Annotated in this window: 16 protein-coding genes; 7 read left to right on the forward strand and 9 right to left on the reverse strand. The window is 64.8% G+C overall.

Going from position 1 to position 15,132, the window contains the following annotated elements; genetic code table 11:
* Positions 1-14: 14 nt before the first annotated feature.
* Positions 15-371, reverse strand: a complete 357-nt coding sequence (locus tag CK219_RS10140) for a helix-turn-helix transcriptional regulator (protein WP_095766606.1) — start codon at positions 369-371, stop codon at positions 15-17.
* Between the two features lie 193 nt (positions 372-564).
* Here CK219_RS10140 and CK219_RS10145 point away from each other — a divergent pair, with 193 nt between their 5' ends.
* Positions 565-1,743: an MFS transporter gene (locus CK219_RS10145; RefSeq protein ID WP_095766607.1), complete on the forward strand. Its 1,179-nt coding sequence runs from the start codon at positions 565-567 to the stop codon at positions 1,741-1,743.
* A 31-nt stretch (positions 1,744-1,774) separates the two neighbouring features.
* On the opposite strand, the gene CK219_RS10150 is transcribed toward CK219_RS10145, so the two are convergent.
* Entirely contained in the window at positions 1,775-2,239 is a 465-nt protein-coding gene (locus tag CK219_RS10150; protein ID WP_095766733.1) for a MarR family winged helix-turn-helix transcriptional regulator, read from the reverse strand.
* A 189-nt stretch (positions 2,240-2,428) separates the two neighbouring features.
* On the opposite strand from CK219_RS10150, the gene CK219_RS10155 reads away from it, so the two are divergent.
* On the forward strand, positions 2,429-3,223 hold the full coding sequence (locus tag CK219_RS10155) for an SDR family oxidoreductase (RefSeq protein WP_095766608.1): 795 nt from the start codon (positions 2,429-2,431) through the stop codon (positions 3,221-3,223).
* 369 nt (positions 3,224-3,592) lie between these two features.
* On the opposite strand, the gene CK219_RS10160 is transcribed toward CK219_RS10155, so the two are convergent.
* Positions 3,593-4,192: a LysE family translocator gene (locus tag CK219_RS10160; RefSeq protein WP_095766609.1), complete on the reverse strand. Its 600-nt coding sequence runs from the start codon at positions 4,190-4,192 to the stop codon at positions 3,593-3,595.
* Between the two features lie 99 nt (positions 4,193-4,291).
* Between CK219_RS10160 and CK219_RS10165 the strand changes: the two genes are divergently transcribed.
* Positions 4,292-5,158: a LysR substrate-binding domain-containing protein gene (locus CK219_RS10165; RefSeq protein ID WP_095766610.1), complete on the forward strand. Its 867-nt coding sequence runs from the start codon at positions 4,292-4,294 to the stop codon at positions 5,156-5,158.
* 7 nt (positions 5,159-5,165) lie between these two features.
* Here CK219_RS10165 and CK219_RS10170 read toward each other — a convergent pair whose 3' ends face one another.
* The 4 genes from CK219_RS10170 to CK219_RS10185 all read right to left on the reverse strand — a co-directional run bounded on the left by CK219_RS10170 (position 5,166) and on the right by CK219_RS10185 (position 8,934).
* Positions 5,166-5,813, reverse strand: coding sequence for a glutathione S-transferase family protein (locus CK219_RS10170; protein WP_095766611.1), 648 nt, complete (start codon positions 5,811-5,813; stop codon positions 5,166-5,168).
* An 80-nt stretch (positions 5,814-5,893) separates the two neighbouring features.
* Entirely contained in the window at positions 5,894-6,544 is a 651-nt protein-coding gene (locus CK219_RS10175) for a dihydrofolate reductase family protein (protein ID WP_095766612.1), read from the reverse strand.
* Between the two features lie 152 nt (positions 6,545-6,696).
* Positions 6,697-7,539 carry a methyltransferase domain-containing protein gene (locus tag CK219_RS10180; RefSeq protein WP_095766613.1) on the reverse strand — a complete coding sequence of 281 codons (843 nt, stop codon included), beginning with the start codon at positions 7,537-7,539 and terminating at the stop codon, positions 6,697-6,699.
* A 36-nt stretch (positions 7,540-7,575) separates the two neighbouring features.
* Positions 7,576-8,934 (reverse strand): Nramp family divalent metal transporter, encoded by a 1,359-nt coding sequence (locus tag CK219_RS10185; protein ID WP_095766614.1) that lies wholly within the window; start codon positions 8,932-8,934, stop codon positions 7,576-7,578.
* Positions 8,935-9,157: 223 nt separating this feature from the next.
* Between CK219_RS10185 and mntR the strand changes: the two genes are divergently transcribed.
* From mntR to CK219_RS10200, 3 genes are all read left to right on the forward strand, one after another.
* Positions 9,158-9,613: a manganese-binding transcriptional regulator MntR gene (gene mntR, locus CK219_RS10190; RefSeq protein ID WP_176476973.1), complete on the forward strand. Its 456-nt coding sequence runs from the start codon at positions 9,158-9,160 to the stop codon at positions 9,611-9,613.
* A gap of 154 nt (positions 9,614-9,767) precedes the next feature.
* The gene (locus CK219_RS10195) at positions 9,768-10,688 is read left to right on the forward strand and encodes a neutral zinc metallopeptidase (protein ID WP_095766616.1); all 921 of its coding nucleotides are present in this window, start codon (positions 9,768-9,770) and stop codon (positions 10,686-10,688) included.
* A 165-nt stretch (positions 10,689-10,853) separates the two neighbouring features.
* Positions 10,854-12,122, forward strand: a complete 1,269-nt coding sequence (locus CK219_RS10200; RefSeq protein ID WP_095766617.1) for a TCR/Tet family MFS transporter — start codon at positions 10,854-10,856, stop codon at positions 12,120-12,122.
* 14 nt (positions 12,123-12,136) lie between these two features.
* Here CK219_RS10200 and carA read toward each other — a convergent pair whose 3' ends face one another.
* Positions 12,137-13,342: a glutamine-hydrolyzing carbamoyl-phosphate synthase small subunit gene (gene carA / locus CK219_RS10205; RefSeq protein WP_095766618.1), complete on the reverse strand. Its 1,206-nt coding sequence runs from the start codon at positions 13,340-13,342 to the stop codon at positions 12,137-12,139.
* A 270-nt stretch (positions 13,343-13,612) separates the two neighbouring features.
* Between carA and CK219_RS10210 the strand changes: the two genes are divergently transcribed.
* A complete protein-coding gene (locus CK219_RS10210) occupies positions 13,613-14,062 on the forward strand; it encodes a GatB/YqeY domain-containing protein (RefSeq protein ID WP_095766619.1) in 450 nt (149 codons plus the stop codon).
* A 9-nt stretch (positions 14,063-14,071) separates the two neighbouring features.
* Here the strand turns inward: CK219_RS10210 and CK219_RS10215 are convergent, their stop codons facing one another.
* Positions 14,072-15,070: a hypothetical protein gene (locus CK219_RS10215; RefSeq protein ID WP_095766620.1), complete on the reverse strand. Its 999-nt coding sequence runs from the start codon at positions 15,068-15,070 to the stop codon at positions 14,072-14,074.
* Positions 15,071-15,132 lie beyond the last annotated feature (62 nt).

Consider the following 15,132-nt stretch of genomic DNA (forward strand, 5'->3'; position numbering starts at 1 on the left):
CGTCAGCGCCGCAATCAGGCCTCGAGTTCCATCTCGGACGTGCCGACCGCCGGCAGATCCTTGTCGCCGTCAGCCGCGGCGATCACGCTGTCGAGCAGGCCGGGGAAGCGCTTGTCGAGGTCGTCGCGGCGCAGCGTGATCAACCGGCTGGTGCCGACCGCTTCGCTGCGGGTGACGCCCGCCTCGCGCAGCTTGGCGAGGTGGTAACTGAGATTGGTCTTGGAGGCGAGGTCGAGGAACTTGCTGCAGTTCATCGGCACGCCTTCCTTGCGAGCCAGATAGCGGACAATGGCAAGCCGGGTCGGGTCGCCGAGCACGGCGAGCACGATCGGTAGGCTGATCTGGTCGGCGGTTGGATGGGGCAGGCTCATGGCCCAGAATTAAGCACAAACGGCACGAACTTCAACGCTGGCTTCCTTTTCTGCCGACAGACATAACCTCTTCCTTTCGGCCCGTCCTGACACAGGGCTGTCAGCAGGGTTCAGCTATTTTATCCCGGCTCGGTTGACATCATGCCCCGCTATGTCCAATTGTTCAATAACTTTTGAACTAAGGACAGCTTCCATGGACAAGCGGATCTTCTGGCTTGCGCTCGGATCGTTCGCGATCTCGACCGAAGGCTTCGTCATCTCCAGCCTTCTTCCCGACATCGCCACTGACGCCGGCATATCGGTGCCGCTCGCCGGCTCGCTGATCACCGCCTTCGCGCTCGCCTATGCGTTCGGCGCGCCGGTGCTGGCGACGCTGACCGGCGAATGGGACCGGCGGCGCGTCATCTTGTGGACGCTGGTGTTCTTCGTCCTTGGCAATGTTGCTGCCGCGCTCAGTTCCTCCTTCGAGGTGCTTTTGATCGCCCGCATCGTCATGGCGCTGTCGTCCGGCCTGTTCGCAGCGACCGCGCAAGGCACGGCAGTGGCACTGGTCGACGACCACCACCGGGCGCGCGCCATCGCCGTCGTCGTCGGCGGCACCACTGTGGCGGTTGCCGTCGGCGCGCCGCTCGGCGCGCTGGTCGCGGCGATTGCCGGCTGGCGCGGCACTTTCTTCGCCATTGCCGGGCTCGGCGCGCTGGCCGGTGCGATCCTGTGGTACCGGTTGCCGCGCGGCATCGTCGGCACCAAGCTGCCGCTGAGGGCGCGGCTGGCGGCGGCAGTGCGGCCCGGCGTGATGCCGATCCTGCTGACCACGGTGCTGGCGCTGATCGGAGCCTTCACCGTCTTTGCCTTCATCGCGCCCTTGGCCATAGAAGGCGGCGGGCTCTCTCCGATCGCGCTGCCGGGCATGCTGCTCGCTTTCGGCGTCGGCGCCGTCATCGGCAACATCGCCGGCGGGCAGGCCGCCGACCGCTTCGGCGCCACCCGAACCGTCGCCTGGTCGCTGGCGCTGTCGGCCGCGATGCTCGCCACCTTCTCGCTGATCCCGGCCCTCCTGCCGCAGTCGATCGCCGGGCCGGCGCTGATGGCCATGATGGTGCCGTGGGGTATTGTCGGCTGGGCCTTCCCGCCGGCGCAGGCAAGCCGCATCATAAAGATCGCGCCGGATGCCGCGCCCATCGTGCTGTCGCTCAACGCCTCAGCGCTCTATCTCGGCGTCGCGCTGGGCGCGGTGGTCGGCGCCGCGGTGCTGCGCTTCGGCGCTCCGGCCGATCTCGGCCTGATCGCCGCGGTGTTCCCGATCGTCGGGCTGGGCGTCGTGCTCGCCGGCCGGGTGTTCGCCCGGCCAGTGGCGATGCCGGCCGAGTAACGGTTTCAAAGCCTGATCGGCGGCCGCTTCTTCAGAGCGAATGAGCGACCGTCGGCATTTCCAGATCGAGATCAGCCACCGCGTCCAGCGCCGCACGCAGCTTTGCCGCCTGCTCCGCACCAACCTTTTTCTCGAACTGCCGCTGCGCGACGCTCCACAGCTTGAGCGCCTCGTCGAGCTTGGCCTGTCCTCGCGGCGTCAGCCGCACGCGCTTGACGCGGCGGTCGTCCTTGTCGGGGAAGGTCTGGACATAGCCGTCGCGGATCAGCGGCTTCAGCGTATGGCCGAGCGCGGACAGATCCATGATCAGCGCTTCGGCGATGGTGCCCATTGCCGGCTCGTCGCTGATGTGGATCTGAAAGAGCAGCCCGAACTGCGTGCTCTTCAGGCCCGAAGGCGCCAGCGCGTCGTCGTAGAAGCGGCCGAGACTGCGCGCGGCACGGCGCAGCGTGGCGTTGTTGCAGTCGCTGAATCCGGGCTTGTGAGCTTCGGTCATGATCACTCCTCGCCGGCGCGTCGACGCGCCAGCCTGCCGCAGAAATAGTTTTCGCCGCCGCCGTTGACAAGATAGTGGCATATACCTACTTCGCCGAAAGTGGCATATGCCACTAAGTTGGATCAGAAGCCCGGCAGATGATCGGATGGTCGGCGCTGGGCCAAGCGAAGCAAACAAAGGAACAGGACAATGAGCACGAAGGACAATAAAGGCACGGCCGTCATCACTGGCGCCTCGTCGGGCATAGGCGCGGTCTATGCAGACCGGCTGGCAGGGCAGGGATACGATCTGGTGCTGGTGGCGCGGCGCGCCGACCGGCTGCGGGAGTTGGCGGACAAGCTGGCCTATGCCTATGGCCGCAAGGTCGAGACGATCATCGCCGACCTTGCGGTCGATGCCGATTTGCGCCGCGTCGAGCAGGCGGTGGCGGCGGATGACAGCGTGACGCTGTTGGTCAACAATGCCGGCGTGGGTGGCCTGGAGACGATCGCCGACGCCGACGCCGACACGGCCGAGCGCATGATCAAGGTCAATGTCGTGGCGCTGACCCGGCTGACCCGCGCGGTGCTGCCCGGCCTGCTTGCGCGCAATCGCGGCGGGATCATCAACATCGCCTCGGTCGTTGCCTATGGCATCGCCGTCGGCGGTATCTACAGCGGCACCAAGGCCTATGTCGCCAACTTCACGGAAGCGCTGCAGAAGGAAGTCGCCGGCACCAATGTGAAAGTCCAGTCCGTCGTGCCCGGACCGGTCCGCACCGAGTTGTGGGACGTCTCCGGAATCAGCCTCGACGGGATCAATCCGGACTGGATCATGAGCGCCGACGATCTGGTCGACGCGGCGCTTGCCGGGTTCGCTCAGGGCGAGACCGTCACCGCGCCCGGCCTTGCCGACGCGGCTGGGTTGGATGCCTATCTCGGTGCCCGGGACCAGTTCTTCGGGAGCCTGTTCTCCGGCAAGCCGGCGGCGCGCTACGCCGTCTGAGGCTGGTTCCTCGCCCCGCAAAGCGGCTACGGCATGCACACATTTCCAAACGGCTGGCCTTTGGCGATAGCGTGCATGGCAGCTTGGCGCATGCATTGTCCAATGTAGCGCTGGTCGACCCCCACTCCGTCTCGGCTGCGCCGAGCCACCTCTCCCCCGATCGACGGGGTAGAGGAAAGGCGCCGAGCTTTTTGCCGTCAACGTCCGTCCAGCAACGCTCCCTTCCTTTCCCTCCGGAGGGGGAAAGGTGGCGCTGCGAAGCAGCGACGGATTGGGGGAACCACATGGCAATCAAGCTTCGGTCTGATCAGTCAATCACAGAAGATGTGTGCATAGCGTAGCTACCTCCGTGGGGCGAGGAACCAGCGTTTATACCGGCCGCCACATCTGTAGGATCGAGGCGGCCAGCAAAAGGCCGAGCACGATGTTGAGCGCGCGCCACTGGCGCTCCGTCTTGAGCAGACGGGCAAGCAGGGTTCCCGCCACGCACCACAGCGACAGCGAAAAGGCTGCGGTCAGCCCGAACACGGCACCCAGCAGCAGCGCAAGCTGCAACGGGCCATCCGCCAGTGCCGCGAAGGATGCGGCGGCGCCAAGCCCCATCGCCCAGCCTTTCGGATTCATCCACTGGATGCCGGCGCCGCCGAAAAAGCTGTTCGGCCTGGCCATGCTGATGTCGAGGTTGGGAGGCCCGCTGCGGCCGATCTTGATCGCCAGCCAGATCAGATAGAGCGAGCCGGCGATCTTCATGGCAAACTGCAGGGATGGGATGGCGGCCAGAAGTCCAGCCAGGCCTGCCGCGCCTGCGGCCGCCACGGTAGCCAGCCCCGCGGCGCTCCCGGCCATCAGCGGCACCGAACGGCGAAAGCCGAATTGTGCGCCCGACGCGGTCGACAACGTCGTGGCGATGCCGGGCGTCGAGGTCGAGATCAGCGCGAACAGGACCAGGGGGATGATGGTGTCTGACATGCGGGCCTCCCAATCGGGGAGCAGACATACTTAGGCGCTTGGCAGCATCAGTAAATGCAATGTTTGGTATGGTTTGCATTAGCGATTATAATACCGGGCATGATCCGCGATCTCGACACGACCCTTATCCGCACCTTCGTCACCACCGCCGACATGGCCAGCATGACGGCGGCCGCCAATGCGCTTCACCTGACGCAAGGCGCCGTCAGCCAGCAGATCAAGCGGCTGGAGGAGGTGCTCGGCCAGAGCCTGTTCGAGCGCGACCGCCGCGGCCTGAGGCTGACGCGGGTGGGCGAGCGGCTGCTCGACAAAGCCCGCCGCCTGCTGCAGCTCAATGACGAGATCCTTGCCGAGATCAGGGGAAGGGCGGTTGCCGGGCAGGTGCGGATCGGCGTACCTTACGACCTTGTCGGCACGCTGCTCGCGCCCGTGCTGAAGGCCTATGCGGAAGCCTATCCGCAGGTGGAGATTTCGCTGATCTGCGCGTCCTCGCCGGAACTCGCGGCGGCCCTGGCGGCGGGCACCATCGACCTTGCCGTCATCGAGGAGCGTGTCGGCCCGACCCTTGGCGAATGCCTGCTCGTCGACCGGCTGGTCTGGGTCGGCGCCAGAGGCGGGACGGCACGCCTGAAGCGGCCGCTGCCAGTTTCGATCGTCGCCGACACCTGCGCCTTCCGACCGGCGGTGCTGACAGCGCTCGGTGAGCAGGGGCTCGACTGGCGCACAGTGTTCGAAAACGGCAACATCGATGCGACCACCGCGACAGTGCGCTCGGACCTCGCGGTGACAGCGTGGCTTGCCTCGACGGTTCCGGCCGATCTCGATATCCTGTCCGATGCCGGCCTTCCGGCGCTGCCGAATTTCTCCGTCAACCTGCATCTGCCGAAACATGCCGCCGCGCCGGCCGCAAAGGCTTTTGCCAGCCATATCCGCGAAGGTCTTTCCCGCTATCGGCAAGCGGCGTGACGCGGCGTCAGCCTTTCGCTGCCATGGCGACCGCCAATTGCGCGTCGAAAGCGCGCTTGAAGGCCGGCCGCGCCTCGCCGCGGGCGACATAGGCGGCAACGTTCGGGAATTCGTTCAGCAGTCCCGATCTCTGCAGCCGGCGCAGCACGCCCACCATGACAAGGTCGCCGGCGCTGAAGGCGCCATCGAGCCAATCACTATCGCCGAGATGGCGGGCAAGATCGGCCAGCCGCTTGCGGATGCGGTCGTCAACCAAGGGCAGGCGCTGGTCGTGCCACGGTGCGTCGCGCTCCAGAATCACGGCCGTCGCGCGGTCCAGGATCGGCTGCTCGATGGTGCTGAAGGCTGCGAACATCCAGGCGACGGCGCGCGCCCGAGCGTTCGCGTCCTCCGGCAACAGGCCCGCGTGACGCACCGCGATGTGAAGGACGATCGCGCCTGACTCGAACAGGGTGAGATCGCCTTCTTCATAGGTCGGGATACTGCCGAAGGGATTGATCGCAAGGTGCGCGGGTTGCTTCATCGCATCGAACGAAACGAGGCGAATATCATAGGGCTGGCCGACTTCCTCGAGCGCCCAGCGCACGTGCATGTCGCGCGCGAGCCCCCTGCCGCCATCGGGCGATCGTTCAAAGGCGGTGATCGTGGGCATCATTGGCGGCTCCTGACCGTTCAATCGTCGTTCAAAAGAGAGGCAATGCGCGGCGGGTCTGCCCGCCGCGCGACAGCTTTGTGCTACTTCCAATTTTTGCGCCGTTCGAGCTCGGCTTCCGAAGGCTCCTGCTGGGCAAACGAGCCCGTACGGATTTCGCCTCCGCGCTCATAGGTCGCCACGATGACGCCGGTGGTGGAAGCCTGCGATTTGACGAGCTTGAAGGCCGCCGGCATCGCGTCGTCGCCGAACAGCCGCTTGCCCTTGCCCAGCAGCAGCGGGAAGGTCATCAGCCGGATCTCGTCGATCAGCCCGTTGGCGAGCAGGGTCTGGATCAGATTGCCCGATCCCTGGATGAGCAGGTCGGGTCCATCTTCCTGCTTGAGCTCCTTGAGCCTTGCAACGACATCCGGTCCGAGCGACTGCGTGTTCTGCCAGGTCAGCGTATCCGGCCGGTGCGTCGCCACATATTTGACCGCGGGGTTGAAGACAGCCGCGATCGGATCGTTCTGATACGGCCAGTATGCGGCGAAGATATCGTAGGTTCTGCGGCCGAGCAGCAGGTCGAACGGCTTGGAGAACATTTCCTCCATGGCCGCACCTGCCACCTCGTCAAAATAGTGGAAGGTCCAGCCGCCGAATTTGAAGCCGCCGACCGGATCCTCTTCCGGCCCGCCCGGCGCCTGCATGACGCCGTCGAGGCTAACGAATGTGGCGGCGATGATCTTGCGCATCTGTCTTCTCCCTTTCACGATCCGCGCCGTCGCGGCCGGATTTCTGCCTAAAGCATTCGACGCATTCCTGACGGAAAACCGCTTCGCACTTTTCCTTGAATTGCTCCAAGGACGAACGGCAAGGCTGATCTCCGACACAGCCCCTCGAATTTCTAGCGCGTGTCGTCGACGCGAACGGCGCGTGACGAGAACCAGACCTCGCCGAAGACGGCGGTTGCCGTGCGGTCGGGCGCCTTGTCTTTCCTCAGCCAGATCGAGCGGGTGCGCGCGGCGCGCTCACGTGTCGGTATTTTTGCGCCCGGCTCGGCAGTGGAGGCGCCGACGCAAGGGATGAACCAGGAGCCCATGAAAGGCCGGCAGGCAAAGCCGTTTTCCAGGCGCATTACGAGCACCGCGAGGCCGACGGTTTCGGAGGGACGCCACGGAAAGATCATGCGGCCGCCGGGCTTCAGCGCTTTCAGCCACGCGGCGGGCGGCGCGACGACGCCGGCATTGACATAGACGATGTCGGAGGGCGGCAAAGGGTTGGCGACGGCGTCGCCGTGGATCACCTCGATGTTGCGGTACCGGGCGAGGTTCACCTTGGCGCGCGCGGCAAGATCGGCCTCGATCTCGAAGGCGGTGACGCCGCCGCCCGGCTCGACCAGCCTCGCCAGCAGCGCCGTGTAATAGCCTGTGCCGGCGCCGATATGGGTAACGTGCTCGCCCGGCTTCGGCTCGACCTTGCCGAGCCACATCGCGTGCAGCATCGGCTCGCCATTGTTGATGCCCTTGTCGGCATCGAGCACGACGAGCACATTCTGGTAGATATAGCCAGGATCGGCGCTTGGCGTCTGGAACCGGCCTTCGCCGGCAAAGACGGTCCATGGTCCCGGACCCAGGAAGGCCTCGCGCGGCACCGCAGCGAACACCTCCTCGATGCGTGGATCGGCCGACCGGGCGTGCGCAGCCATCAGCCTGGCGTAGAATCTGCGGGCTTCGTCCGGTTTGGCCATGGCGCGAAGATAGCGCGGCCGGCGCGAATGTCGCGGTCAGCCGGCGAAGGTGTCGTAGAGGAGCTTGAAGTTGAGAACGAGGATGACGGCGGCAACCACCCAGGCCAACGCTGCAACGCCGCGCGGTATGGCGAAATTGCCCATCTTCTTCTTGTCCGACACGAACTGCACCAGCGGCACCACCGCGAAAGGCAGCTGCATCGACAGGATCACCTGGCTGAAGACGAGCAGCTGGCCGGTTCCCTTCTCGCCATAGAGTGCCGTGACGACCACCACGGGGACGATGGCAATGCCGCGCGTCACCAGGCGCCGCGCCCATTGCGGGATGCGCAGGCGCAGGAAGCCTTCCATCACGATCTGGCCGGCGAGCGTCGCGGTGACGGTCGAGTTGAGGCCGGAGGCAAGCAGCGCGACGGCGAACAGGATCGAGGCGATGCCCAGGCCGAGCAGCGGCGAGAGCAGCTCGAAGGCCTGGCCGATCTCGGCGACGTGGTGATGGCCGGTATCGTGGAAGGCGACCGCCGCGACAATCAGGATCGACGCATTGACGAACAGCGCCAGGATCAGCGCGATGGTCGAATCCGTCGTCGCCCATTTGATGGCGTCGCGCTTGCCGGCATCGGTGCGCTCATAGGCGCGGGTCTGCACGATCGAGGAATGCAGATAGAGATTATGCGGCATGACTGTCGCGCCGATGATGCCGATGGCGATGTAGAGCATCGCCGGATTGGTGACGATCTCCGGCGACGGCACGAACATCGAATGCAGGATCGTGCCGGCCGGCGGCGCGGCGACGAAGATCTGGATGGCAAAGCAGCCGAAGATGATGATCAGCAGCGCGACGACGAAGGCCTCGAGATAGCGGAAGCCCTTGTTCATCAGCAGCAGCACAAGGAAAGCATCGAGCGCGGTCAGCATGGCGCCGCCGATCAGCGGGATGCCGAACAGAAGCTGCAGCGCGATCGCCGTGCCGATCACCTCGGCGAGGTCGCAGGCGATGATGGCCAGCTCGCAGGCGATCCAGAGCAGCAGATTGACCGGGCGCGGATAATAGGCGCGGCAGGCCTGGGCGAGGTCGCGGCCGGTGGCGATGCCGAGACGCGCGGCAAGCGCCTGCAGCAGGATCGCCATCAGGTTCGACAGCATGATGATGAAAAGCAGCGTATAGCCGAACTGGGCACCACCGGCGAGGTCGGTCGCCCAGTTGCCTGGGTCCATATAGCCGACCGAGACCATGTAGCCCGGCCCCATGAAGGCGAACAGGCGGCGGAACCAGACGCCGGTCCGCGGCACCGCGATCGAGGCGTTCACCTCGCGCAGGCTCGGCTGCTCGTCGTCGGGCCTGTCGAATCGCCATGCGGGTCGGGCTACGGTTGCTGCATCGGCATCGGACATTGGATTTCCGCTGGAATTGTCGAACGTGCCTCTTATCTACGCCATGGCTCAACATTATGCAATATGCTATATTTCATTGATCATGCTTTCGTGATGAGCCGAGACAAGGCTGGCGGCGGGCTGCCGCAAACGCCCGTTGCGCATGAGCGGGAATGCAAATAAACGGCCGGACCATCAGGGGTTCGTGCTATGGATGCGGTCCCGATTCAAGGAGGAGCGCGGATTGGCGCTGAGGAACAAACCGGTTCGACGCGAAGAGCCGCTTCCCGATGCCGAAATCCATTCGGCGGGTTTCCGGCAGACGCGCGAGGCGCGCCGTAGCGCGCTGGTCGAGGACTATGTCGAGCTGATCGCCGACCTGATCGAGGACGGCAATGAAGCGCGGCAGGTGGATATCGCGGCAAGGCTCGGCGTCGCGCAGCCGACGGTGGCAAAGATGCTGACCAGGCTGTGCGCCGACGGGCTGGTGTCGCGAAAGCCCTATCGGGGCGTGTTCCTGACCGAGGCCGGCCGCAGGGTCGCCGAGCAAAGCCGCATCCGCCACCAGACGGTCGAGGCGTTCCTGCGCTCTCTCGGCGTCAGCGCCGAGACGGCGCGCATCGACGCCGAGGGCATCGAGCACCATGTCAGCGCCGAAACGCTGGAAGCTTTCCGCCGGGCGATGACCTCCGCTCGTTGAACTCGGGCTCGATACGAGAATAGCGCTGCAGGACGCAAAGTGTCGGTACCGACCTCGCGAAAAATACTGACTTGACGTATTCGTTGCGATAATTGTCTGCAGGGGGCGGTGGCATGCCGGTCCCTCCAGGACGTTTGTGTCGCGAGGAGTTGCCATGCTTTGGAGAGGCCGTCGTCAGAGCGACAACATCGAAGACGAACGCAGCGACAGCGGCGGCGGGCCTGGCGGCGGATTGGGCGGCGGTGGCCAGTTCCGCATCCCCATCGGCGGCCGTACCGGTGGCGGCGGCAGCATCATCCTGGTTATCCTTGTCGTGCTCGCAGGATGGTATTTCGGCTTCGATCCATCGCAGATCCTGGGTGACGGCAGCGGCGGCCTGGTGCCGGGAGACGGCGGCCAGATCTCCGACACACAGGACAATGGCAACGCCCCCGCCAATGACGAGATGAAGCAGTTCGTCGCGACCGTGCTTGCCGATACCGAGGACACCTGGACCGGCATTTTCAAGTCCGAAGGGCTGACCTACCAGGATCCCAAGCTGGTGCTGTTCAGTGGCCAGGTCCGTTCGGCCTGTGGTTTCGCCTCGGCGGCGGCCGGGCCATTCTACTGCCCAGGCGATCGCAAAGTCTATCTCGACATGACCTTCTTCCAGCAGCTCGACCAGCAGTTCGGCGCGTCCGGGGAATTCGCCCGTGCCTATGTGGTGGCGCATGAGGTCGGCCACCATGTGCAGAATCTCACCGGTATCATGGGCAAGTTCAACCAGATGCGGCAAGGAATGAGCGAGGCCGACGCCAACCAGCTGTCGGTGCGTATCGAGCTTCAGGCCGATTGCTTTGCTGGTGTCTGGGCACATTACACGCAGCAGAAGGGCATCCTGGAGCAGGGCGATATCGAAAGCGCGCTGAACGCGGCCAAGCAGATCGGCGACGACACGCTGCAGAAGAGGATGCAGGGCTATGTCGTGCCGGAAAGCTTCAACCACGGCACCTCGCAGCAGCGGCAGACGTGGCTGGCGCGCGGCATCAAGAGCGGCAAGCTGTCCGACTGCAACACGATGGGCGGTCCGATCTGACGCGGCCCTGCCGCTTCTTTGGCGGCGAGGATCGGCGATCAAAGGCGGCTGGCAAGTGATGTCAGGATGAGGCAATTGCCTTCGTTCGCGTATTGTTCCTGCCGGCGACGTCGCCTATAAGATGCCTCCCGCCTTTGCCCCGGGCGGCCTGAGGAGATTATCATCATGATCGACCCCAAAACCGCCAGGCGGGGCCTTGCGCTCGTTTTCACCACGCTGCTGCTCGACGTCATCGGCTTCGGCATCATCATGCCTGTGCTGCCGGCCTATCTCGAGGAACTGAGCGGCGTCAGCGTCAGCCAGGCCGCGATCGAGGGCGGCTGGCTGTTCTTCGTCTATGCGGCGATGCAGTTCGTCTTCGCGCCGATCATGGGCGGCTTAAGCGACCGCTTCGGCCGGCGGCCGATCCTGCTTGCCTCGGTGCTGACCTTTTCCATCGACAACCTGATCTGCGCGATCGCCTGGTCCTATCCGATGCTGTTCATCGGCCGCGTGCTCGCCGGTGTTTCCGGCGCCAGCTATTCGACGACATCGGCCTTCATCGCCGACATCTCGAACGACGAGAACCGGGCGAAGAATTTCGGCCTGCTCGGCATCGCCTTTGGCGTCGGCTTCGTCATCGGCCCGGTGCTGGGCGGTCTGCTCGGCACGTTCGGGCCGCGCGTGCCGTTCTATTTCGCGGCCGCGCTTGCCTTCGTGAATTTCCTGATCGCGATGTTCCTGCTGCCGGAGACGCTGGACGAAAAGCATCGTCGCCGTTTCGAATGGAAGCGCGCCAATCCGGTCGGCACGCTCATGCAGATGCGCAATTATCCCGGCATCGGCTGGATCGGGCTGGTGTTCTTTCTGATGACGCTCGGCCACATGATGTATCCTGCCGTCTGGGCGTTCGTTTCCAACTACCGCTATGGCTGGAACCAGCAGCAGATCGGCTTCTCGCTCGGCGCCTTCGGCCTGTGCGGCGCAATTATCATGGCGACGGTGCTGCCGCGGATCATTCCCAAGCTCGGCGAGTGGAGGACGGCGGCGATCGGCCTGACCTTTACCGCGCTCAGCGCCTTCGGCTATGCGTTTTCGACGCAAGGCTGGATGATTTATGCGGTCATCGTGGCCGGCTGCCTGGAGGCGCTGGCCGATCCGCCGCTCAGAAGCCTCGCCGCCGCCAAGGTGCCGCCCTCGGCGCAGGGCGAATTGCAGGGCGCGATGACCTCGATCTTCTCGATCACCTCGATCATCACGCCGCTGCTCTACACCGCGATATTTTCCTGGTTCACGGGCCCGGCGGCGCCGGTCGTGTTCGGCGGCGCTCCCTATGTGCTCGGCGCAATTTTCCTGACGCTGGCGGTGATCGTCTTCGTGACGAAAGTTGCCAAGCCGACGCCGAAGGAAGTCGAGCGCATGCACACGCAGGAGCCGGTGACGGACGCTGCTTAGGCCGGCTGCTTGGGCTAGGCGCGTTCGGCCAGCGCTTCCTCGCCGCGGCGTTCGCGGATCAGATTGACGAAGCGACGGAACAGGTAATGCGAATCCTGCGGGCCGGGCGAGGCCTCGGGATGATGCTGAACCGAGAACACTGGACGGCCGGTCAGGGCGATGCCGCAATTCGAGCCGTCGAAGAGCGAGACATGGGTTTCCTCGACGCCTTCGGGCAGAGAGTCCGCGTCGACGGCGAAACCGTGGTTCATCGAGACGATCTCGACCTTGCCGGTGGTGTGGTCCTTGACCGGATGGTTGGCGCCGTGGTGGCCCTGGTGCATCTTCTCGGTCCGGCCGCCGAGCGCCAGCGCCAGCATCTGATGGCCGAGGCAGATGCCGAACACCGGGATGTCGGTCTTCAAGAGATCCTGGATCACCGGCACGGCATATTCGCCGGTCGCTTCCGGATCGCCGGGGCCGTTCGACAGGAAGATGCCGTCCGGCTGCATGGCCATGATCTCCTCGGCGCCGGTCTTGGCCGGCACGACGGTGACCTTGGCGCCGAGGCCCGCAAGCAGGCGTAGGATGTTGCGCTTGACGCCATAGTCGACGGCCACGACGTGCATGGAAGGCTCGCTCCGCTCGCCATAGCCTTCGTTCCAGATCCAGGGCGTCTCGCGCCAGACCGAAGACTGGCCCGACGTGACCTCCTTGGCGAGATCGAGGCCGATCAGGCCCGACCAGGCAGCCGCCTGCCGCTTCAGGTCCTCGATGTCGAACACGCCGTCGGGGGCATGCGCGATGACGGCATTGGGCATGCCCTTCTCGCGGATCAGCACAGTCAGCGCGCGGGTGTCGATGCCGGATAGCGCGACGATGCCGCGCCGCTTCAGCCACTGGTCGAGATGGCCGGCGGCGCGATAGTTGGACGGGTCGGTGACGTTGGCCTTGAAGATGGCGCCGACAGCGCCGGCGCGGGCGGCTGGATGCAAATCCTCGATGTCCTCGTCATTGGTGCCGACATTGCCGATATGCGGGAAAGTGAAGGTGACGATCTGGCCGGCGTAAGACGGATCGGTGAGGATTTCTTCATAACCTGTCAGCGCGGTGTTGAAGCACACCTCCGCAACCGCCGATCCCGTGGCGCCAAGGCCGCGGCCTTCGATCACCGTGCCGTCGGCGAGCACCAGAAGGGCGGTCGGCTTTTCGGTTGCCCACGGGGCGGTGGTCGTGGCCATGGCGGCACTCCTAGAGGCTGTTTCGCAATTGTCCCGCAAGCGGGAGGATCCGCGCAACAAACGGCGCGCGGCAGCGAATTCGCGAGCCTGCGCGCAACCAAAGTTTCAGTTCATGCGAGGCTCAGTACATAGGGGAAGGCGCGGGAACGGTCAATGTGCCGCCCCCGAACCACGACCGATTGCTTTCGTCCAGCAATATCAGCGGCTTGGCCGGATTTGCGTTGGTCGTTCGGCAAAGCTATTGTCCGCCGCATTCGAAGGAGAAGCACGATGCGCGAGAAAATCGCCGAATCCATGAAGAGCGCGATGAAGGCGCAGGACAAGCACCGCCTGCCGACACTGCGGCTGATCCAGGCCGCCATCCACGATCGCGACATCGCCAATCGCGGCGCCGGAAAGCCGCCGGCGAGCGAGGAGGAGATCCTTCAGATCCTCGCCAAGATGGTGAAGCAGCGCGAGGAATCGGCCAAGGCCTTCGAGGACGGCAAGCGGCCGGAGTTGGCGGCGCAGGAGCGCGGCGAGATGGAGATCATCCGGGAGTTCCTGCCGACGCAGCTCGACGACGCGGCGATCCAGGCTGCGGCGCGCGAGGCGATCGCGGCGACGGGCGCGGCCAGCCAGAAGGACATGGGCAAGGTGATCGGCGCGCTGAAGCAGAAATATGCCGGCCAGATGGACTTCGCCAAGGCGAGCGCCATCGTCAAGGGTCTGCTGCAATAGACGACGGTGTCAGTCCTTGCAGATCGGCACCGGCTGCGGCGGTGGTGCCGGATGATCCTTCTTGTACTGGGCGATGATCGGCTCCAGCATCTTCTTCGGCCAGAATTTGGGAGTGCCGATCTCCTTCAGGCAGGAGGCGTTCCAATAGGTGCCCGCGTTTGAGAGCGCCTGGCCGGCAGCCTTGGCCCGGGCGACAGCGGCGATGTCGCGTGATTCCGGATAGATGTAGAGCGTGGTCGGGTTGTTCTTCACGAGGGGGATGATCTGCTCGGCGTCGGCGGGCGACCAGCTGGTGCAGCCATTGCTGCGGCCGCCGGCATAGTTCACCAGCTTGCCGAACGGAACCAGGCCGTCATGGTCGGCGTAGGAGCTTTGCGGGCTCTTGCGCATGCACAGGCCCTTCAAGATCGCGGCCGGATGGCCGCCGATCACGCGCTGCCTGGCGTTCGCCGCCTCGCCTTCGCCGTCGAACTGGATGAAGCTGCGCATGAACACCGCGTTCTGCGCGCCGACACGATAGTAGCCCTTGAAGGACGTCTTGGTCTCGGCCGTCATATAGGCGCCGCCGGCCGTCAGCGCCGAGTCCATGGCGTTGCCGAAATTCTTGGCGCAGCGCCTGCCGTTGGAGAAATCGGCAACGCCTTTCAGGTTGCGTCCGCCGCCATGGCCCGAGGAAACCGCGCGGAAGAGCTGCTTGCTTTCACAAATGATGTAGTAGCGCTGGCCAGGCACGCTGTTGCCCAAATCCGCGGGACGCGTGGCATCCATGGCGAAGTAGCAGGGGTTGCTGACCGAACCTTCGCTGACCTTCTTCTGGTAGAGCGCGCGCGCCCGCTCCAGCACGACCTGAGAGATCTGGCCTTCGCCATCGCCGACATGGCGCTGCAACCAGTCGGGAACAGCCGACGGCCGCAAAGCCGCAAAAGAGCTGACCGATGCCGTCAGGGCGGCCAGGATCGCGACAAGGCAGAAGATGACCGCGCCCCGCGGAACAGATCTCAACCGCACCCTCTTGCCCCTCCCGTCGAAATGTCTCGTACCTGTGAATCAGCATGGACGATTATAGAAGG

Source organism: Mesorhizobium sp. WSM4313 (assembly GCF_002294725.1).
Classification (GTDB): domain Bacteria; phylum Pseudomonadota; class Alphaproteobacteria; order Rhizobiales; family Rhizobiaceae; genus Mesorhizobium.